General features: G+C 71.3%; 17 protein-coding genes. 5 read left to right on the forward strand and 12 right to left on the reverse strand.

Annotation, left to right across the window (positions count from 1 at the left end):
* Positions 1-65: 65 nt before the first annotated feature.
* Complete coding sequence (locus ACFVYF_RS33895; protein WP_389461621.1) at positions 66-1,424, forward strand: APC family permease; 1,359 nt, start codon at positions 66-68, stop codon at positions 1,422-1,424.
* Between the two features lie 415 nt (positions 1,425-1,839).
* On the opposite strand, the gene ACFVYF_RS33900 is transcribed toward ACFVYF_RS33895, so the two are convergent.
* From ACFVYF_RS33900 to ACFVYF_RS33955, 12 genes are all read right to left on the reverse strand, one after another.
* A complete protein-coding gene (locus ACFVYF_RS33900) occupies positions 1,840-2,232 on the reverse strand; it encodes a YccF domain-containing protein (RefSeq protein ID WP_389461588.1) in 393 nt (130 codons plus the stop codon).
* Positions 2,229-3,092 carry a zinc metalloprotease HtpX gene (htpX, locus tag ACFVYF_RS33905; protein ID WP_389461589.1) on the reverse strand — a complete coding sequence of 288 codons (864 nt, stop codon included), beginning with the start codon at positions 3,090-3,092 and terminating at the stop codon, positions 2,229-2,231. The genes ACFVYF_RS33900 and htpX overlap by 4 nt, the downstream gene beginning before the upstream one ends.
* Positions 3,093-3,312: 220 nt before the next feature.
* Positions 3,313-4,812, reverse strand: coding sequence for an NADH-quinone oxidoreductase subunit N (locus ACFVYF_RS33910; protein ID WP_389461591.1), 1,500 nt, complete (start codon positions 4,810-4,812; stop codon positions 3,313-3,315).
* Positions 4,809-6,386, reverse strand: coding sequence for an NADH-quinone oxidoreductase subunit M (locus ACFVYF_RS33915; protein WP_389461592.1), 1,578 nt, complete (start codon positions 6,384-6,386; stop codon positions 4,809-4,811). The genes ACFVYF_RS33910 and ACFVYF_RS33915 overlap by 4 nt, the downstream gene beginning before the upstream one ends.
* 6 nt (positions 6,387-6,392) lie before the next feature.
* Positions 6,393-8,384, reverse strand: a complete 1,992-nt coding sequence (locus ACFVYF_RS33920) for an NADH-quinone oxidoreductase subunit L (protein WP_389461594.1) — start codon at positions 8,382-8,384, stop codon at positions 6,393-6,395.
* Positions 8,381-8,773, reverse strand: coding sequence for an NADH-quinone oxidoreductase subunit NuoK (gene nuoK / locus ACFVYF_RS33925; RefSeq protein WP_389461596.1), 393 nt, complete (start codon positions 8,771-8,773; stop codon positions 8,381-8,383). Before nuoK ends, ACFVYF_RS33920 begins: the two co-directional genes overlap by 4 nt.
* Positions 8,773-9,471 carry an NADH-quinone oxidoreductase subunit J gene (locus ACFVYF_RS33930; RefSeq protein ID WP_389461598.1) on the reverse strand — a complete coding sequence of 233 codons (699 nt, stop codon included), beginning with the start codon at positions 9,469-9,471 and terminating at the stop codon, positions 8,773-8,775. The genes nuoK and ACFVYF_RS33930 overlap by 1 nt, the downstream gene beginning before the upstream one ends.
* The gene (locus ACFVYF_RS33935) at positions 9,468-10,190 is read right to left on the reverse strand and encodes a 4Fe-4S binding protein (protein ID WP_389461599.1); all 723 of its coding nucleotides are present in this window, start codon (positions 10,188-10,190) and stop codon (positions 9,468-9,470) included. The genes ACFVYF_RS33930 and ACFVYF_RS33935 overlap by 4 nt, the downstream gene beginning before the upstream one ends.
* A complete protein-coding gene (locus tag ACFVYF_RS33940; RefSeq protein ID WP_389461601.1) occupies positions 10,190-11,158 on the reverse strand; it encodes an NADH-quinone oxidoreductase subunit H in 969 nt (322 codons plus the stop codon). The genes ACFVYF_RS33935 and ACFVYF_RS33940 overlap by 1 nt, the downstream gene beginning before the upstream one ends.
* Positions 11,155-12,291, reverse strand: a complete 1,137-nt coding sequence (locus ACFVYF_RS33945) for an NADH-quinone oxidoreductase subunit C (protein ID WP_389461603.1) — start codon at positions 12,289-12,291, stop codon at positions 11,155-11,157. The genes ACFVYF_RS33940 and ACFVYF_RS33945 overlap by 4 nt, the downstream gene beginning before the upstream one ends.
* Positions 12,288-13,010 carry an NADH-quinone oxidoreductase subunit B gene (locus tag ACFVYF_RS33950; protein ID WP_389461604.1) on the reverse strand — a complete coding sequence of 241 codons (723 nt, stop codon included), beginning with the start codon at positions 13,008-13,010 and terminating at the stop codon, positions 12,288-12,290. Before ACFVYF_RS33950 ends, ACFVYF_RS33945 begins: the two co-directional genes overlap by 4 nt.
* On the reverse strand, positions 13,001-13,438 hold the full coding sequence (locus tag ACFVYF_RS33955; RefSeq protein WP_389461606.1) for an NADH-quinone oxidoreductase subunit A: 438 nt from the start codon (positions 13,436-13,438) through the stop codon (positions 13,001-13,003). The genes ACFVYF_RS33950 and ACFVYF_RS33955 overlap by 10 nt, the downstream gene beginning before the upstream one ends.
* Positions 13,439-13,727: 289 nt before the next feature.
* On the opposite strand from ACFVYF_RS33955, the gene ACFVYF_RS33960 reads away from it, so the two are divergent.
* The 4 genes from ACFVYF_RS33960 to ACFVYF_RS33975 form a co-directional block, all read left to right on the forward strand.
* Positions 13,728-14,945: a sensor histidine kinase gene (locus ACFVYF_RS33960; RefSeq protein ID WP_389461608.1), complete on the forward strand. Its 1,218-nt coding sequence runs from the start codon at positions 13,728-13,730 to the stop codon at positions 14,943-14,945.
* A gap of 711 nt (positions 14,946-15,656) precedes the next feature.
* A complete protein-coding gene (locus ACFVYF_RS33965; protein ID WP_389461610.1) occupies positions 15,657-17,012 on the forward strand; it encodes a sensor histidine kinase in 1,356 nt (451 codons plus the stop codon).
* Positions 17,013-17,403: 391 nt separating this feature from the next.
* Positions 17,404-18,063, forward strand: coding sequence for a LuxR C-terminal-related transcriptional regulator (locus tag ACFVYF_RS33970; RefSeq protein WP_383282460.1), 660 nt, complete (start codon positions 17,404-17,406; stop codon positions 18,061-18,063).
* A gap of 295 nt (positions 18,064-18,358) precedes the next feature.
* Positions 18,359-19,569 (forward strand): 2-oxoacid:acceptor oxidoreductase family protein (locus tag ACFVYF_RS33975; RefSeq protein ID WP_389461612.1); only part of this gene is annotated, 1,211 nt, incomplete at its 3' end.

Raw genomic sequence — 19,569 nt, forward strand, 5'->3', positions numbered from 1 at the left:
CTGGTCGCGCCGGTGTTGGTCTCTTGTTGCGAGGGAGGACGTCTCCTCGGCGCCGGTCGGTTGCACTGATCAGTAGGGTGCGGCCCATGACACAGTCCGGTTCGGGACAGCACGGAGGGCGACTGCCCGGTGAAGGGCAGGCGGCCGGCCCGCAGGGCTCTGGTACGCCGGCGGCCGGGCGCAGCGCCGAGGGTGCTGAGCTGCGTCGGACGCTCGGGGTCGGCGACGCGGTCGTCATCGGGCTCGGGTCGATGGTCGGTGCGGGGATCTTCGCGGCCCTGGGTCCCGCGGGGCGGGCGGCCGGCTCCGGACTGCTGCTCGGGCTCGCCGTCGCCGCCGTGGTCGCCTACTGCAACGCGATGTCCTCGGCGCGGCTGGCAGCCCTGTATCCCGCATCGGGCGGCACCTATGTCTACGGTCGCGAGCGGCTCGGGCCCTTCTGGGGATATCTGGCGGGCTGGTCGTTCGTCGTCGGGAAGACGGCCTCCTGTGCGGCGATGGCACTCACCGTGGGCGCCTATGTCTGGCCGGGTCAGGCGCATGCGGTGGCGGTCGGGGCCGTGGTCGTCCTGACCGTCGTGAACTACGGCGGCGTCCAGAAGTCGGCCTGGCTGACCCGGGTGATCGTGGCATTGGTCCTCGCAGCCCTCGCTTCCGTGGTGGTCGTGTGTCTGGGCTCCGGCGCCTCGGACGCCGGGCGGCTGGGCATCGGGCTCTCCCATGGGATGGGCGGGGTGCTTCAGGCGGCCGGTCTGCTGTTCTTCGCCTTCGCCGGGTACGCGCGGATCGCGACCCTGGGTGAAGAGGTACGGGAGCCGGCGCGCACCATCCCGCGTGCGATCCCGTTGGCCCTCGGTATCGCACTGGTGGTGTACGCGGCCGTGGCCGTGGCGGTGCTCTCCGTGCTGGGTGCCGACGGTCTCGGGCGGGCCTCGGCGCCGCTGGCCGGTGCCGTACGGGCGGCTGGTGTGCCCGGGCTCGTGCCGGTGGTGCGGGTGGGCGCGGCCGTGGCCGCTCTCGGCTCACTCCTGGCTCTGATCCTGGGTGTCTCCAGGACAACCCTGGCCATGGCGCGTGACCGGCATCTGCCGGGCGCCCTGGCCGCCGTGCACCCGCGCTTCCAGGTGCCCCATCGGGCGGAACTGGCCGTGGGTCTGGTGGTCGCGGTGCTGGCCGCGACGGTGGATGTGCGGGGTGCCATCGGTTTCTCCTCCTTCGGGGTGCTGGCGTACTACGCGGTGGCCAACGCGTCCGCCTGGACGCTCCGTTCGGCTCCGGTCTCCCGGGTCCTGCCGGCCTTGGGGCTCGTCGGGTGCGTGACTCTGGCGTTCGCGCTGCCGGGGGTGTCGGTGGTCGTGGGGGCGGCTGTGCTGGCGGCGGGTGCGGCTGCGTACGGCATTCGGAAGTGGGCGGCTTTGCGGTAGGCGAGTCCGGGCGACCTACCTTGCGGTAGCCGAGTCGCGGAGTACGAGGAGCTGGGTGCTGGTGCCGGGTGCCGGGTGCCGGGTGCCGGGAACCCTGGCCCGGGAACCGGACCCGGGGGTGAGCAGCGGGCGGCCTCGAGCGGGCTCGTGCCTGGCACTGGGCTGAAAGTGCCGGGCAGCGGGTTCCGGCCGGCGGGCTACGGGCCCGTCAAAGGGGCGAGAGTGACGAGTCGCCGGATGCGGCAGCCAGCCGCGGCCCGTCGGCTACTGGGACGCCGTAGCCGTACGTATGCGGAAGTCGGGCCACGGGGACACCACAGGGCCCGCGTGTGGGGGTTCTCCAGGGCGTCGTGGAACGCGGCTTCCCGGGCGGACGCCACCGGAGCGTACTTCGGCGGCCGCGCCCCCGACGGCCTCAGCGCGTCGCGAACGGCTCGTCCGTGGGCACGATTTCGCGGCCCAGCGGGAGCAAGGAGACCGGGATGAGCTTGAAGTTGGCGATGCCGAACGGGATGCCGATAATCGTGATGCACAGGGCGATGCCGGTCACGATGTGCGCGATGGCGAGCCACCAGCCCGCGAGGACCAGCCACAGCACGTTGCCCACGCAGGAGGGCGCGCCCGCGTCGCGGCGCTCGACCGTCGTATAGCCGAACGGCCACAGGGCGTAGACGCCGATGCGGAACGCGGCGATGCCGAACGGGATGCCGATAATCGTGATGCACAGCAGCACGCCCGCGAGCAGATACCCGAGGAACAGCCAGAAGCCACTCAGGACGAGCCAGATGACGTTCAGGATTGTCTTCACTGGGGGCGACCTGCCATCTTTTCGAGCCGGGCGATGCGCTCCGCCATGGGCGGATGCGTGGAGTACATCTTCGACAGTCCCTGACCCGGGCGGAAGGGGTTCGCGATCATCATGTGGCTCGCCGTCTCGATGCGCGGCTCCGGGGGCAGCGGCAGCTGCTTGGTGCCGATCTCGAGCTTGCGCAGGGCACTGGCGAGGGCGAGCGGGTCTCCGGTGAGCTGGGCGCCGGACGCGTCCGCCTCGTACTCCCTGGAACGGCTGATCGCGAGCTGGATGAGGGACGCGGCGAGCGGGCCGAGGATCATGATCAACAGCAGGCCCAGGATGCCCGGGCCCTCGTCATCGTTCGAACGGCCGATCGGGATCAGCCAGGCGAAGTTGACCAGGAACATGATCACGGAGGCGAGGGCGCCGGCGACGGACGAGATCAGGATGTCGCGGTTGTAGACATGGCTGAGTTCGTGGCCGATGACTCCGCGCAGCTCGCGCTCGTCCAGCAGGCGGAGGATGCCTTCGGTGCAGCACACCGCCGCGTTGCGAGGGTTGCGGCCCGTCGCGAACGCGTTCGGCGCCTCGGTCGGTGAGATGTACAGGCGCGGCATGGGCTGACGGGCCTGCGTCGAGAGATCACGGACCATGCGGTACAGGGCCGGGGCCTCGAACTCGCTCACCGGACGGGCGCGCATCGCGCGTAGCGCCAGCTTGTCGCTGTTCCAGTACGCGTACGCGTTCGTGCCGATCGCGATCACGAGGGCGATGATCAGGCCCGTACGCCCGAAGAAGCTGCCGATGACGATGATGAGTGCGGACAGTCCCCCGAGGAGTACGGCGGTCCTGAGCCCGTTGTGCCGGCGGTGCACGGTACGCCCTCCTAGTGGTGCGGCAGGGGGACCCTTGTCTGCTGATGCGCTGCGTCCACTCTTCAGTGGACCCTCCCGTACTGGTCAACGCCAGGCGGAGAGCACTAGTTCCCTTGTGCGCGCGACCGCGGGCGTGGGCTGTCCGGGTGATGGCGGACGGCTGCCACGCGCGCGTGCGGGCCGTTTCAGGCGGACGCGGTCAGGAGAAGTGCGGGCGCGGTCAGAAGAGTCCGGTGTCCGAGAAGCGCAGGACCAGCTGGGGTGCTCCGGAGAGGGCGATGCCCAGGACCGCCGTCAGGGCGATCGCCGCCGTGAGCGGGGCCGGGATCCGGTGGGTGGCGGTCTCGCCCTCGGGGGCGCGGAACAGCAGGGTCGTCCACTGGAGGTAGTAGAAGAGCGCGATCACGACGTTGACGGCCATGACGACGGCCAGCCAGCCGAGTCCCGCGTCGACCGCCGCCGAGAAGACCGTGACCTTGGCGAAGAGGCCGATGATGCCCGGTGGCAGCCCCGCGAGACAGAGCAGGAAGAAGCCGAGGAACAGCGCGGAGAGGGGGCTTGCCGCGTACAGGCCCCGGTAGTCGCTGATGCGGTTCAGGGGGCTCGTACGGGCCACGAGGGCGGCCACGGCGAAGGCTCCGAGGTTCACGACGGCGTACATCAGGGCGTACGCGACGGTGGAGCCGATGGCCTTCTCGGCGTCCTTGGAGTAGGCGGCGGACGCGATCGGCACCAGGAGGTAGCCGGCCTGGCCGACGGAGGACCAGGCGAGCAGCCGTACCGCGCTGTACGCGCGCGTGGACTGCTGGCGCAGGGCGCCGACGTTGCCGACGGTCATGGTGAGCGCGGCCAGCACGGCGAGCGCGGGGCCCCAGACGTCCGCGTACGAAGGGAAGGCGACGAAGGTGACGAGGATCAGGCCGGAGAAGCCGACCGCCTTGCCGACGACCGACAAGTAGGCGGCGATCGGCAGGGGCGCCCCTACGTAGGTGTCGGGGACCCAGAAGTGGAAGGGCACCGCGGCCGTCTTGAAGGCGAAGCCGATGAGCGTGAGGACGACGCCTGTCTGGGCGAGGGTGTGGAACTGTCCGTCGACGTGCTGGATCTTGTCCGCGATCTCCGTGAGGTACAGGGAGCCGGTCGTGGCGTACACGAAGCTGACGCCCATGAGGCTGACGGCGGTCGCGGTGACCGAGGACAGGAAGAACTTCAGGGCGGCTTCGGAGGACTTCCTGTCGCCGTGCTTGATGCCGACCAGGGCGAAGGCGGGCAGGGAGGCGACTTCCAGGGCGACGATGAGAGTCGCGAGGTCGCGGGAGGCGGGCAGCAGGGCCGCGCCGGCGGCGGAGGAGAGCAGCAGGAACCAGTACTCCCCTTCGGGGAGTCCCTTGTTGGCGTCCTTGAGGGCCGTGACCGACAGCAGGGCCGCGAGGAGCGCTCCGCCGAGGACCAGGAACTGGATGACGAGCGTGAACCGGTCCGCCGTATAGCTGCAGGCGTTCGCGTCGCCGGTCAGGCAGAAGGTGGCACGGTCGCCGTCCACGAGGGGCAGCAGCATGAGCGCGGACGCGGCGAGTCCCGCGACCGACACCCAGCCGAGCAGCGCCTTCCTGGCGTCGCCGACGAAGAGGTCGGCGACGAGCACGACGAGTCCGACCACCGCGGTAATGGTGGGCGGCGCGATCGCGAGCCAGTCGACGGACTGGACCAGGGAGCTCATCGGGTGCCTCCTGCGAGGAGCTGCTGCACGGCCGGATCGGTGAGGCCGAGCAGGGCCTTGGGCCAGAGCCCGGCGACGACGGTGAGGGCGACGAGCGGGGTCCAGGCCGCGAACTCGTAGCTCTGGACGTCGGCGAGGCGCGGGGCGTCCTGCTGCGGCACGGCGCCCATGCAGACCCGGCGCACGACGGCGAGCATGTACGCGGCGGTGAGCAGGGTGCCGAAGGCGGCGATCGCCATGAAGGTCAGATACGCGGGGCGGCTGAGGTCGTCCGCGGGCTTGAACGCGCCGAACAGGGCCAGCATTTCGCCCCAGAACCCGGCGAGGCCCGGCAGCCCGAGCGAGGCGACCGCGCCGAAGGCGAGCAGGCCGCCGAGGCGCGGTGCCTTGCCGTAGAGGGCCGCGCCGGTCTCCTGCGCGAGGGTGTCGAGGTCGGTGCTGCCCGTGCGGTCCTTGAGCGCGCCGACCAGGAAGAACAGCAGGCCGGTGATGAGGCCGTGGGCGATGTTGGCGAACAGCGCGCCGTTCACGCCGGTTGGGGTCATCGTCGAGATGCCGAGCAGGACGAAGCCCATGTGGCCGACGGAGGAGTACGCGATGAGGCGCTTGAGATCGCCCTTCGCACCCTGCTTGGCGAGGGCGAGACAGGCCAGGGATCCGTAGATGATGCCGACCACCGCGAGCGCCGCGAGGTAGGGCGCGAAGGTGTGCATGCCCTCCGGCGCGACAGGGAGAAGGATTCGGACGAAACCGTATGTGCCCATCTTCAGCATGACCCCGGCCAGCAGGACCGAGCCGACCGTGGGCGCGGCGGTGTGGGCGTCCGGCAGCCAGCTGTGCAAAGGCCACATCGGCGTCTTGACCGCGAGCCCGATTCCGATCGCCAAAACGGCGATGACCTGCACGGATGTGGTCAGTCCTCGGCCGTTGTCAGTGGCGAGTGCCACCATGTCGAATGTGCCCGCCTTGATTCCGATCAGGAGCAGGCCCAGCAGCATCACGACGGATCCGAGCAGTGTGAAGAGGATGAACTTCCAAGCGGCCTCGTGCCGTTGCGCACCGCCCCAGCGGGCGATGAGGAAGTACATCGGAATGAGCACCATCTCGAACGCGAGGAAGAACAGCAGCAGATCGAGGACGGCGAAGGTCGCGAGGGTGCCGGACTCGAGGACGAGCACGAGTGCGACGAACGCCTTCGGGGTGGGGCCCGCGGGCATCTTGAAGTAGCTGTACAGCGCGCAGAGGAAGGTCAGCAGCGCGGTAAGGACCAGGAGGGGGAGGGAAATGCCGTCGACACCGAGGTGGATGCGCACGTCCAGTGCGGGAATCCAGCTGATGTCCGTCGTGGCCTGCATCTTTGACGGATGGTCGTGGTCGAAGCCGAGCGCGAGGACGATCGCGGCGATGAGCACCACGCCGGTGACGACCACCCCGTGCCGCAGCACGGCCTGGTCGGGCGACTTCCCCTTCAGCCCGGGCGGAGCCGGCAGCAGGGCCAGTGCGGCGCCGATGAGCGGGCCGACGACGATGAATGCCAGAAGGATCTGCATCACGGATTCGCTGATATCGATCACGCCTGCTCACGCTCCCGTGGCGACGAGGAGAACGGCGACCGTCAGGACGACGGTGCCTGCGAGCAGCGCGCTCACATAGGTCTGCACATTGCCGGTCTGGGCGCGCCGCACGGCCGAGCCGAGCCAGCGCGGCAGGGCACTCGCGCCCCGTACGTAGGTGTCGACGACCTCGCGGTCGAGGAACCGGACGAGTGTGGCGCCGGCCTGGACCGGGCGGACGAACAGCGCCGAGTACACGGCGTCCAGGTGGAAGCCGACGGCCGCGTGGCGGTGCAGCGGGCCGAGGAGGAGCCGTCCGGGGTCCGCCGGGTCGGCCGCGTAGGCCACGTCGCCGAACACCGGCGCGTGGGCCGCGATGGCCTCGGCCTCGACCTGGCCCGCGTCGGCATCGGGGTGGGCCACGACCGCACCGAGCGGGACGCGGGCCGCGAGTGACGTGGTGTGCCGCCAGGCGCCGTAGGTGACGATTCCGCCGACCAGGGCCAGCCCGGTACCGAGGACGGAGGTGGTGAGGACCGGAGTCAGGTCACGGCCGTCGAACCAGTCGGGCAGTGGGCCGTAGAGCAGACCGAAGACGAGTGACGGGACGGCCAGGACCCACAGGACGACGGTCATGGTGAGGGGCTGCCTGCCGTGGTCGGGGGCTTCGGCTCCGTGTCCGTGGAAGGCGAGCAGCCAGAGGCGGGTGGCGTACGCGGCGGTGAGCACGGCCGTGACCAGGCCGGCGACGAGGACGATCCAGCCCGCGGCGCCGGGGGCGTGTTCGGTGTGGCCGGTGGCGACGTGCTCGGCCGCTCCGAGCACGGCTTCCTTGGAGAAGAAGCCGCTGAAGGGCGGGATCGCGGTGAGCGCGAGGAGCGCCACGGTCATCGTCCAGTAGGCGTCGGGGACGCGGGCGCGCAGGTCCTTCATCCGGGACATGACGGCCAGCGAGTTGGTGCCGGAGGCGTGGATGATCACGCCCGCGGCGAGGAACAGCAGCGCCTTGAAGGCGCCGTGCGACAGGAGGTGGAAGACGGCGGCACCACGGTCGCCGACGGCGAGGGCGCCGGTCATGTAGCCGAGCTGGCCGATCGTCGAGTACGCGAGGACGCGCTTGATGTCGTCCTGGGCGAGCGCGGCGAGGGCGGAGCCCGCCATCGTGACCGCGGCCATGACGGCGAGCACGACCATGGCGGCCGACGAGGCCTGGAAGACGGGGAGGAGCCGGGCGACGAAGTAGACACCGGCGGCGACCATCGTCGCGGCGTGGATCAGCGCGGAGACGGGCGTGGGGCCCGCCATCGCGTCGGGCAGCCAGGTGTGCAGCGGGAACTGCGCCGACTTGCCCGCCACGCCGGCGAGGAGCAGCAGGGCGATCAGCGTCGGATGGTGCAGTCCGCCGCTCGCGACGGTGCCGAGGACCGTGGTGATGCGGAAGGACCCGGCGTCGGTGGCGAGCGCGAACAGACCGATGAGGAAGGGGACGTCGCCGAGCTTGGTGACCAGGAAGGCCTTGATCGAGGCGGCACGGGCCTCGGGGGTCTCCCAGTGGTGGCCGACCAGGAAGTACGAGCAGATGCCCATGATCTCCCAGCCGACCAGGAGCACGATCAGGTCGCCGGAGTAGACGACGAGCAGCATCGCGGAGGTGAAGAGGGAGACGAGAGCGGCGTACGAGGGGTAGCGCGGGTCGTCGCGCAGATAACCCGTCGAGTAGATCTGCACGCAGGACGCCACCAGGGTGACCAGGACGGCGACGAGGGCGGCGAAGCCGTCGATGTGCAGGGCGAGTTCGACCGGGACCGAGCCGGTGGGCGTCAGCTCGGTGGCGGCGTCGACGGCCTGGTCGCCGCCCTGGCGTACGGCGACCAGCACGGCGAGGACGAGCGAGGTGAGGGTGGGGAGTACGGCGAGGGGGCGGACGTAGCCGGCGGCGGTGCGGCCCAGGAGCAGGCCGGCCGCGGCGCCCAGGAACGGAAGGAGGGGGACGAGGACGGCGAGGGTGGTCGTGGTCACGCGGTGGCCTCAGCCTTCTCGGCCGTGGCGGGCGCGGCGGGCCCTGGGCTGTCGCCGTCGGGGCCGCTGCCGGTCTCGGCGGTGTCGCGGAGCTTGTCGATGTCCGAGGTGCCGCGGTTGCGGTACACGGCGAGGACGATCGCCAGTCCGATGCCGATCTCGGCGGCGGCGATGGCGATGGTGAAGAGGGTCAGTGCCTGGCCGGAGTGGAGTGTGTCGCGGGCGGCCTTGGAGAGCCAGATGTCGAAGGCGACGAGGTTCAGGTTGACGGCGTTGAGCATCAGCTCGACGGACATCAGGACCAGGATCGCGTTGCGGCGCGCGAGGACTCCGTACAGGCCCGTGCAGAACAGGAGGGCGGAGAGCACGGCGGGATAGGCGAGGTGCATCAGCGGGTCCCTTCCTTGGCCGGGGGCTGCTCGTCCGGTGCCGTCGGGCCGGGGCCGGTGCGGCTGGGGGGCAGCTTGCCCGAGGGCGCGCCCGGTGCCGTACGGGCCGGTTCGGCCTTGTCGGCGGCCGTCTTGCGGGACAGCACGATCGCGCCGACGAGGGCGGCGAGGAGCAGGACCGAGAGGGCCTCGAAGGGGAGCACCCAGTTCTGGAAGAGGCTCTCGCCGGCCACGGCGGTGGAGCCGCCGGCGGCGCCGTCCAGGTCGATCCAGGTCGCCCGGAAGGCGTCGATGACCACCCACACCAGGGCAGCGGCCGCGGCGACGGCCACCGTCAGTGCGGCCCAGCGGTTGGCGGAGTCGGCGTCCGGGGAGCGGCCGATGGGCGCTCTGGTGAGCATCAGACCGAACAACAGGAGGACGACGACGGAACCGACGTAGATGAGGACCTGCACCCAGGCGATGAACTCGGCGGTGAGCAGGAGGTATTCGACGGCGAGTCCGCCGAGCGCGACCACCAGCCACAGGGCGGCGTGCACCAGCTGCTTGGTGGTGACGGTCACGATCGCGGCCCCGAAGGTGACGAGGCCGACGAGGAGGAAGGCGATCTCGACGCCGGTCGGGGAGAGGAAGCCGTGGCTGTCGGCGGCGGTGGTCGTGGCACGCGCCGCGGCGGCCGTGGCTGCTGCGAGGCTCACGACTCGCCCTCCTGCGGCTCGGTGGACTCGGGCTGCGCGGTGGGCCGGGGCTGCTCGGTGGGTCCGGGCTGCCCGGTGGACTCGGACCGCCCGGTGGGCCGGGGTTGCTCGGTGGGTCCGGGCTGCTCGGTGGGCGCCGGTTGAGCGGCCGCGCGTTCGGCTTGAGCGGCCGCGTGTTCGGCTTGGGCGGCTGCGTGTTCGGCGGCGAGCTTCTCGGCGGTCTTGCGGGCGGCGGCGATCTCCTTGGGCTCCTCGGCGCCGGGGTCGAGGGCGGGCGGTGCGGGGACCGTCCACATCCACTCGCGGAGCTTGTCGCGCTCGTGGGTGAGTTCGCGGATGTCGGTCTCGGCGTACTCGAACTCCGGGGACCAGAAGAGCGCGTCGAAGGGACACACCTCGATGCAGATACCGCAGTACATGCAGAGGGAGAAGTCGATGGCGAAGCGGTCGAGGACGTTGCGGCTGCGCTCGCGGCCGCCCGGGGCGGCGGGCGGGACCGTCTCCTTGTGGGAGTCGATGTAGATGCACCAGTCCGGGCACTCGCGGGCGCACAGCATGCAGACCGTGCAGTTCTCCTCGAAGAGGCCGATGACGCCGCGGGTGCGGGGCGGGAGGTCGGGCTGGACGTTCGGGTACTGCTCGGTGACGGTCTTCTTCGTCATCGTGCGCAGGGTGACGGCCAGGCCCTTGGCGAGGCCGGAGCCGGGAATGGGGGCCACTAGGAGATCACCACCTTGACGATGCCGGTGAGGGCGATCTGGGCGAGGGAGAGCGGGACGAGGAGGGTCCAGGAGAGTTTCTGGAGCTGGTCCTCGCGCAGTCGGGGATAGGTGACGCGCAGCCAGATCACGACGAAGGCGAGGATCGCGGTCTTCAGCAGGGTCCAGACCCAGCCGAGGCCGTCGGCACCCCAGGGGCCGTGCCAGCCGCCCAGGAAGAGGACGGTGGTCAGGCCGCACAGGACGACGATTCCGGCGTACTCGGCGAGCAGGAACAGGGCGAAGCGGAGACCCGTGTACTCGGTGTACGCGCCGAAGATGATCTCGGAGTCGGCGACGGGCATGTCGAAGGGCGGGCGCTGGAGTTCGGCGAGTCCGGCCACGAAGAAGACGATCGCGCCGACGATCTGCCAGGGCAGCCACCACCACTCGAAGGCGTCGACGATGCCCGGGAGGGAGACGGTGCCGGCCGCCATCGCGACGGAGGCGGCGGTCAGGAGCATCGGGAGTTCGTACGCGAGGAGTTGGGCGGCGGTGCGGAGGCCGCCGAGGAGGGAGAACTTGTTGGCCGACGCCCAGCCCGCCATGAGTGAGCCGAGGACGCCCACGCCCATGACGGCGAGTACGAAGAAGATGCCCGCGTCGACGACCTCGCCGACGGCGCCCTCGCCCGGGCCGATGGGAATGGCGAGGAGGACCAGGAGGTACGGGAGGAGGGCTACGGCGGGGGCGAGTTGGAAGATACGGCGGTCCGCCCCTGCCGGGACGATGTCCTCCTTCTGCGCGAACTTGACGCCGTCGGCGACGAGTTGGGCCCAGCCGTGGAAGCCGCCCGCGTACATCGGGCCCAGGCGGCCCTGCATGTGCGCCATCACCTTGTGCTCGGTCTGACCCACGATCAGCGGGAAGGTCAGGAACACGACGAAGACGACGAGGAGTCGCAGGGCGACGTCCAGAGCGTCGTTCACTGCGTGCCTCCTGTGGGGTCTTCGGGGGTGGGAGTGGGGTCGGGGGCGGGCCCACGTTCGGAGTCGGGCTTGGGCCGTGGCCCACGTTCAGATTCGGCCTTGGGCTCGGCCTTGGGCTCCGGCTTCGTCCCAGGCTCCGGCTCCGGCTCCGGCTCAGTCAGAGTCTCCGACTCAGTCCGAGTTTCCGGCTCGTCGAAGGCCGGGCGCGCGTGGTGCCACGGGGCGTCCGAACTCTCCCGAGCGGACTCCGCCGCAGTGTCGTTCACCTCGGGAGACACCGCCGTACCGGCCTCGGTCCCCTGGCTCGCTGAGCCCTCGCTCGCGCTGCGCGCCCGGCGCGGTGCAGCCGCCGTACCGGCTGCCACGTCCCCCTGGCCGGCCGAACCCTCCCCCGCGCTGCGGGCGCGGCGGGGGGTGGTCGGGGTTGGGGTGGCCGCGGGTGTGGCCGCCGGTGCCGTCGGGGCCTGGCTTGCGGAGCCGTCGCCGGCTGTGCGGGCGCGGCGGGCCGGGCGGTCGCCCGCGGTGGCACGGCCGGCGCCTCGGGCCGGGCGGGCCGGGGCGGGCGGGAGCTGGCCCTTGAGGGGGCCCCACTCGTTCGGGTCGGGGACGCCAGGCGGGAGCATCTGGCGACGCTTCGGACCGCCGTGTTCCGACTCGCCGGGCTCCTTCGCACCGGGCCAGGCCTTCGCCACCCGGGCGGCGAGGACGAAGTCCTTGCGCAGGGGGTGACCTTCGAAGCCGTCGGGCAGCAGGAGCGGGTCGAGGCCGGGGTGGCCCTCGAAGGTCACGCCGAACATTTCGTGGGTCTCGCGCTCGTGCCAGGCGGCGCCCGCGTAGACGTCGACGGCCGACGCCAGGACGGGGGCGGAGTGCGGGACGGTCGTCCGGACGAGCAGGCGTCGTACCGGGGAGAGCGCCACGACGTGGGCCGAGACGTGGAAGCCCGTGCCCGGTTCGTCGACCGCGCTGAGCCAGTCGAAGTAGGTGCAGTGGAGCGCGTCGCGTGCCGTCTCCAGGGCGGTGGTCCAGGACGCCGGCGGTACGTCGACGGTGAGGACCTCGTACGACTCCTCGGCGGTGGCCTCCGGGCCGAAGAGTTCCTCGACGGGGGCGGGGAGCCAGCCGGTGGTCATCGGCCCTCCCCCTCGGCCGGCGGCTGCCCCGGAGCGGCCGCCTCACCGGCACCCGCACCCGCACTGGCACCCGCACCCGCACCCGCACCCGGAGTGACCGCACCCGCCGCACCCGTCTCGGCCGGCGGCTGCCCCGGCGCAGGTGGCCGCACCAGACCGCTCTGGAGCGCGGCGACGGAGGGCCGATCCGACCCGTACCGCTCGCTCAGCGACTCGCGGGCGATCTTCTCCTGGAGCTTCAGGATTCCCTGGAGGAGGGCTTCCGGGCGGGGCGGGCAGCCCGGTACGTAGACGTCGACCGGGATGATCTGGTCGACACCCTTGGTCACGGAGTAGGAATCCCAGTACGGGCCGCCGCAGTTGGAGCAGGCGCCGAAGGAGATGACGTACTTGGGCTCGGGCATCTGCTCGTACAGGCGCTTCACGGCCGGGGCCATCTTGTCCGTGACCGTGCCGGAGACGACCATCAGGTCGGCCTGGCGCGGGCCGGGCGCGAAGGGGATCACGCCGAGGCGGATGAAGTCGTGCCGGGCCATCGACGCGGCGATGAACTCGATCGCGCAGCAGGCGAGACCGAAGTTGAAGACCCAGAGGCTGTAGCGGCGGCCCCAGTTGAGGACCACCTTCATCGGCTCGGGGGCCAGGCGGCTGAGCACGCCCAGCCGCTGCGGCTCGGGGAGCGGTACCGGCTGCCGGGCCGGCTCCGGGGTCACGTCCATGTGAGGACGCCCTTCTTGTATGCGTACAGCAGGCCCACGGTCAGGAAGCCGAGGAAGATGAACATCTCCACGAGCGTCGTCGCGCCGTAGCCGGTCCGGGCGAAGACGGTCGCCCACGGGAACAGGAAGATCGAGTCCACGGCGAAGATCACGTACAGAAACGCGTACACGTAGTAGCGGACCTGGGTGTGGGCCCAGCCCTCGCCCACGGGGTCGACGCCGCACTCGTAGGTCAGGAGTTTCTCGGGCGTCGGGACGACGGGGCGCAGCAGGCGGCCGGCGCCGAAGGCGACGGCGACGAACAGCACACCGACCAGGGCGAGCAGTCCGACGACGGAATACGACTGGAAGTAGTCCGCCGCGACCACCGCCCCGGTGGCCCCGGGGTCCACGGATCCGGTCTCCGCGACAACGGTCGGTTCCGGCACGTCCGCCCCCTCGCTCTCTGACCTCGTGGTCCTCAGGAACCTCGTTCGACGATCTGTACGCACGGGAGTCTAGGGCCTGCTAAAGAAACGGTAAGCAGCCCGTCACGCCTCGGCACGGGCGGGGGCGCCGGGGCGGAGCGCGCGACGACGAGCCCGGGGGACCGGACCGGGTGCCTCCGGGAACGCCGCGGGTTCGGTTCCGGGAACCGCTCGGGGTGGGGTTTTCCCCAGGGGATCCGGGCGGCCCACCTCATGGCGCGGGGGCGCCGCGACGGGCACGCTGGCGGATATGACCGAACGTATGACGATCACTGGCCCTTCGGACGGGACGTCCGACAGCGAGCGGCTGCCGCCCGCGCGCCTCGCCCTGGACCGGCAGACCTGGAAGGAGATCGCACATCTCCTCGCCAATCTGCCGGTCGCGATCATCGGCTTCGTGTACGTCGTGACACTGATGGCCACCGGAGCGGGCCTCTCCGTGACGGTCATCGGGCTGCCGCTCCTCGCGGGCGGGCTGATGGGCGCGCGGCTGCTGGGCAAGGCCGAGCGGGCGCGGGCACGCAAGCTGCTGGGCGTACGGATCGACGAGCCGAGTCCGCTGCCGGTGCGCCGGACCGGCTTCTTCGGCTGGCTCTGGTCGACCCTGAAGGACCCGGTGGGCTGGCGGACGACGCTGTACGAGTTCATCCGGCTGCCCTGGGGCATCGCGACGTTCACGATCACGCTGGTCTCCTTGTTCGTGCTGTGGCCGGTGCTGCCGTTCCTCGCGCGTGGGCTGACCAACGCGGACCGGGCGATGGTGCGCGGGCTGCTGTCCCCCTCGGACGAGCTGGAACGGCGCATCGCCGAGCTGGAGTCGGACCGCGGGGTGGTGGTCGACACGGCCGCGGCCGACCTGCGGCGCATCGAGCGGGATCTGCACGACGGGGCACAGGCCCGGCTGGTCAACCTCGCGATGGGGCTCGGGCTGGCCAAGGAGAAGCTGCTGGAGGGCCAGGCCGACGACACCGTCGCGGTGATGGTCGAGGAGGCGCACGGCGAGGTGAAGCTCGCCCTGCAGGAACTGCGCGACCTGGCCCGCGGCATCCACCCGGCGGTGCTGACGGACCGCGGGCTCGACGCCGCCCTCTCCGCGATCGCCTCCCGCTGCACGGTGCCGGTGAAGGTGACGGCCGATCTGGACACGCGGCCGGCGGCGGCCATCGAGGGCATCGCGTACTTCACGGTCTCCGAGCTGCTGCAGAACGTGAGCAAGCACAGTGGGGCGCGTTCGGCGTCGGTCGAGGTGTGGCGGACGGACGAGCGGCTGCTCATCCAGGTCTGGGACGACGGTCGCGGCGGGGCCGCTCTCGACGGCGGTACGGGGATGGCGGGCCTCGCGGACCGCCTGGGCGCGGTCGACGGACTGTTCGTCATCGACTCGCCGGCGGGCGGGCCGACCACGATCACGGCGGAACTGCCGTGGCGCGACCGGCAGCCCGGGGAGCAACGGCAGGGACAGCATTAGCCGCGGCGACCGTGCCCCTCGGGGCAGCCACCGCGGTGCGTGCCTCCGAGGCAGCCACCGCGGAGGCACGCGCTCGCCAACCACCGTGGCCCGTAACGGCGTTGGCGCGGTGAACGACGGGCCACGCCCTCCGGAGCAGCCACCCCGGTGACACCCGCTCGCAACCACCTTCGCCCGTACCGGCGCAGGCGCGGTGAACGACGGTCCGCACCCTCCGGAGCAGCCACCCCGGTGACACCCGCTCGCCAACCGCCATCGCCCGTACCGGCGCAGGCGCGGTGAACGACGGTCCGCACCCTCCGGAGCAGCCACCCCGGTGACACCCGCTCGCCAACCGCCGTCGCCCGCACCGGCGTTGGCGCGGCGGACGACCCAGGCCGTGGACGGGACCGTGCCGTTCCTGCTGGACGGCATGGCCGCCGCGGAACCCGTCGCGGTGGCCGCGCCCCCCGACCGGCTGGCGGTGATCCGGGCGGGGCTCGGTGCGGCCGCACCGGCATTGGCGCGGCGAACGCCCCAGGCCGAACCGCGCCCGCGCCCCGCACGGGACCGAGGACCCGAACCCCGCCCCACGAAGCCAAGGTAGGGAAAACCCCCGGTTCAAGACGCCGATGGACTCCATGGTCCGTGGAGCGGCGGGCGCGCAGGGTGGAGGTACGACAGCGGACCTCCGGATGAGCAGAGCCGGACGAAGAGAAACGGACGACGCCGATGGCCACGGAGTACGGACAGGGGTACGGGCGGCAGACCGAGCCCGGATTCCACGGGGCGGGTGCCGGGGAGCGGCGGCACCGGCTGCCGGCCGCGCTGCGGGCGCCGGTCGAGGCGCGCAGCTGGCGGGAGCTGGGCTATCTGATGCTGAGCCTGCCGATCAGCATCGTCACCTTCACCTACGCGGTCACGATGGTGACGCTGGGCGCGGGCCTGCTGGTCACGTTCCTGGGGGTCCCGGTGCTCGCGGCGGCCCTGGCGGGGTGCCGGGGGTTCGGCTCGCTGGAGCGGGCGCGGGCGCGGGGGCTGCTCGGCCTCGACGTCCCCGAGCCGGAGCCGCTGCGCCGCAAGGGGCACGGCGCGATGGCGTGGATGGGGGCGACGCTCAAGAGCGGCACGTCCTGGCGCCACCTGCTGTTCGCGGTACTGCAGATGCCGTGGGCGGTGTTCGCCTTCTCGGTGGCGGTGTCCTTCTGGGCGTACGGCTGGGCGATGCTGACGTATCCGCTGTGGTTCTGGGTCTTCCCGATGTACGGCGGGCAGGGCGGCATTCAGCTCTACGGCGACGAGGCGCACCGCATCTACCTCGACAACCCCTTCGAGATCGCGGTCACCGCGCTGGTGGGGCTGTTGTTCACGATGGCGACGCCGTGGATCGTGCGGGCGCTGACGACGGTGGACCGGCTGATGGTGCACGGGCTGCTGGGCCCGTCGACGCTCGCGACCCGGGTGGTCGAGCTGGAGTCGGACCGCGGGGTGGTCGTGGACACGGCGGCCGCCGACCTGCGGCGCATCGAGCGCGATCTGCACGACGGGGCGCAGGCCCGGCTGGTCAACCTCGCGATGGGCCTCGGGCTGGCCAAGGAGAAGCTGTCGGAGGATCCGCAGGAGGCGGCGCGGATGGTGGACGAGGCGCACGGCGAGGTGAAGACGGCGCTTCAGGAGCTGCGGGATCTGGCGCGCGGCATCCACCCGGCGGTGCTGACGGACCGGGGCCTCGACGCCGCCCTGTCCGCGGTCGCGTCGCGCTGCACGGTCCCGGTGCGGGTGGAGGTGGATCTGCCGTCCCGGCCGGCCCCCGCGATCGAGGGGATCGCCTACTTCACGGTGTCGGAGCTGCTGCAGAACATCAGCAAGCACTCGCGGGCGACCCGCGCCACGGTGGATGTGTGGCGGGTCGAGAACCGGCTGATGCTCCAGGTCACGGACAACGGCATGGGCGGGGCCTCGGTGTCCGGCGGCTCCGGTCTCGCCGGGCTCGCGGAACGGCTCGACGCGGTGGACGGGATCCTGGTGGTCGACTCCCCCGCGGCCGGCCCGACCCGCGTCACGGCGGAACTGCCGTGGCGGGGATGAGACCCCGTCCCGCGTGCGGATCGGCGCCGAAGACGGCCCGGACGACCTCCGTCCGTCCCGGTGACTCGCGAACTGTGGTTCGTGAAGTGTGAGTTGCGCTCCGGAGCTCCCCGGGAGATACGCCCCGGGGAGCTCCGGAGATTTCAGGTGCCCGTGGTCGGCCCGCCCCCCGGGCCGGCCGTGGTCGGCCGCCCCCGGCTGCCCGCCTGCGATCCGTTTCGCCCGGATCGCCGGCCCGGACCGGACGCCCCCGGACGTCGCCCCGGGCGCCGCTCCCGGGGCTCATTCCCGTCGGTCGGGCGCGGCCGGGTCCCGATGCTGGAATGCTGGGGCCGGATACCGGCACACGCCGGAACGGGGCTGTGGGGGGCCGAAGATCGTGGAGGACAGGGTGCGGGTGGTCATCGCCGAGGATTCAGTGCTGCTCAGGGAGGGCCTGACCCGGTTGCTGACCGACCGAGGACATGACGTCGTGGCCGGTGTCGGTGACGGCGAGGCGCTGATCAAGACCATCACGGGGCTGGCGGGCCAGGGCGAGCTGCCGGACGTCGTCGTGGCCGACGTGCGGATGCCGCCGACGCACACCGACGAGGGGGTCAGGGCCGCGGTGCAGCTGCGCAAGGCGCACCCCGGGCTCGGTGTGCTGGTGCTGTCGCAGTACGTGGAGGAGCAGTACGCCACCGAACTGCTGGCCGGTTCCAGCCGTGGTGTCGGCTATCTGCTCAAGGACCGGGTGGCCGAGGTGCGGGAGTTCGTGGACGCCGTGGTGCGGGTGGCCCAGGGGGGTACCGCGCTGGACCCGGAAGTGGTGGCGCAGCTGCTCGGGCGCAGCCGCAAACAGGACGTTCTCGCCGGGCTCACCCCACGCGAGCGCGAGGTCCTCGGGCTGATGGCGGAGGGACGGACGAACTCGGCGATCGCACGGCAGCTGGTGGTCAGTGACGGCGCCGTCGAGAAGCACGTCAGCAATATCTTCCTGAAGCTCGGGCTCTCCCCGAGCGACGGAGATCACCGGCGTGTTCTCGCGGTCCTCACCTACCTCAATTCGTGAGTACCTGACACTGTGTCAGTTGTCCAGCACGCATCGAGGCGGCGGGTGTCCAGTACGTATCCGGACGCCCGCGCCTCACATCGCGTACGAAACCGAAGGATGAACCGGGAGCGTCTTCACGCAAAGCGCCGGGGGGCGAGCACATCATGGCGAATCAGGGCGTACAGCCGTCTCAAATCGGCATCCATCATGCGAACGGCCGAAGGAAGGCGACCCTTACCGACGTAGGGTTGATCCTGGGGAGGCCGGCGGGACGCCCGCTCCCCGACAGCCGCCTCGAAGGAGGTCCAGTTCAGTGACCAGCCAGGTCAGCAGTCCAGCGGAACAGGCCGACGGAGCCGTCGTAGGAGAGCAGCGCAAACCGGCGGGCGCGAAGGACGTGAGGCGCCTCGACCGGGTCATCATCCGGTTCGCGGGGGACTCCGGTGACGGTATGCAGCTCACCGGTGACCGCTTCACGTCCGAGACGGCATCCTTCGGAAACGATCTCTCGACCCTGCCGAACTTCCCCGCCGAGATCCGCGCCCCCGCAGGCACGCTGCCGGGCGTCTCGTCCTTCCAGCTGCACTTCGCCGACCACGACATCCTCACGCCCGGGGACGCGCCGAACGTGCTGGTCGCCATGAACCCGGCCGCCCTGAAGGCGAACATCGCCGATGTGCCGCGCGGCGCGGAGATCATCGTCAACACGGACGAGTTCACCAAACGGGCGATGGCGAAGGTCGGCTATGCCGCGAATCCGCTGGAGGACGGCTCCCTGGACGGCTTCAGCGTCCACCCCGTCCCGCTGACGACGCTCACCGTCGAGGCGCTCAAGGAGTTCGACCTCTCCCGCAAGGAGGCCGAGCGATCGAAGAACATGTTCGCGCTGGGCCTGCTGAGCTGGATGTACCACCGGCCGACCGAGGGCACGGAGAAGTTCCTCGCCGCCAAGTTCGCCAAGAAGCCGGACATCGCGGCGGCCAACCTCGCCGCGTTCCGGGCGGGCTGGAACTTCGGCGAGACGACCGAGGACTTCGCGGTCAGTTACGAGGTCGCACCGGCCGCGCAGGCGTTCCCGCCGGGCACCTACCGGAACATCTCCGGGAACCTGGCGCTGTCGTACGGCCTGATCGCGGCGAGCCGGCAGGCCGATCTGCCGCTGTATCTCGGCTCGTACCCGATCACGCCGGCCTCCGACATCCTGCACGAGCTGAGCCGGCACAAGAACTTCGGCGTCCGCACCTTCCAGGCCGAGGACGAGATCGCGGGTATCGGGGCGGCGCTCGGCGCGGCCTTCGGGGGCTCGCTGGCGGTGACGACCACGTCCGGACCGGGGGTGGCACTGAAGTCCGAGACGATCGGTCTTGCGGTGTCGCTGGAACTGCCGTTGCTGGTCATCGACATCCAGCGCGGCGGGCCGTCGACCGGTCTGCCGACCAAGACGGAACAGGCCGACCTGCTCCAGGCGATGTACGGCCGCAACGGCGAGGCCCCGGTCCCGATCGTCGCGCCGCGCACCCCCGG

The sequence above is a fragment of the Streptomyces sp. NPDC058274 genome, assembly GCF_042881375.1.
Taxonomy (GTDB): Bacteria; Actinomycetota; Actinomycetes; order Streptomycetales; family Streptomycetaceae; genus Streptomyces.

Bases quoted from the DNA above. Each gene is read 5' to 3' on its own strand.
- ACFVYF_RS33910 (WP_389461591.1), bottom strand. From the start codon at position 4,812: ATGAGCTCCCTGGTCCAGTCCGTCGACTGGCTCGCGATCGCGCCGCCC.
- nuoK (WP_389461596.1), bottom strand. From the start codon at position 8,773: ATGCACCTCGCCTATCCCGCCGTGCTCTCCGCCCTCCTGTTCTGCACG.
- ACFVYF_RS33945 (WP_389461603.1), bottom strand. From the start codon at position 12,291: ATGACCACCGGCTGGCTCCCCGCCCCCGTCGAGGAACTCTTCGGCCCG.
- ACFVYF_RS33950 (WP_389461604.1), bottom strand. From the start codon at position 13,010: ATGGACGTGACCCCGGAGCCGGCCCGGCAGCCGGTACCGCTCCCCGAG.
- ACFVYF_RS33960 (WP_389461608.1), top strand. From the start codon at position 13,728: ATGACCGAACGTATGACGATCACTGGCCCTTCGGACGGGACGTCCGAC.
- ACFVYF_RS33965 (WP_389461610.1), top strand. From the start codon at position 15,657: ATGGCCACGGAGTACGGACAGGGGTACGGGCGGCAGACCGAGCCCGGA.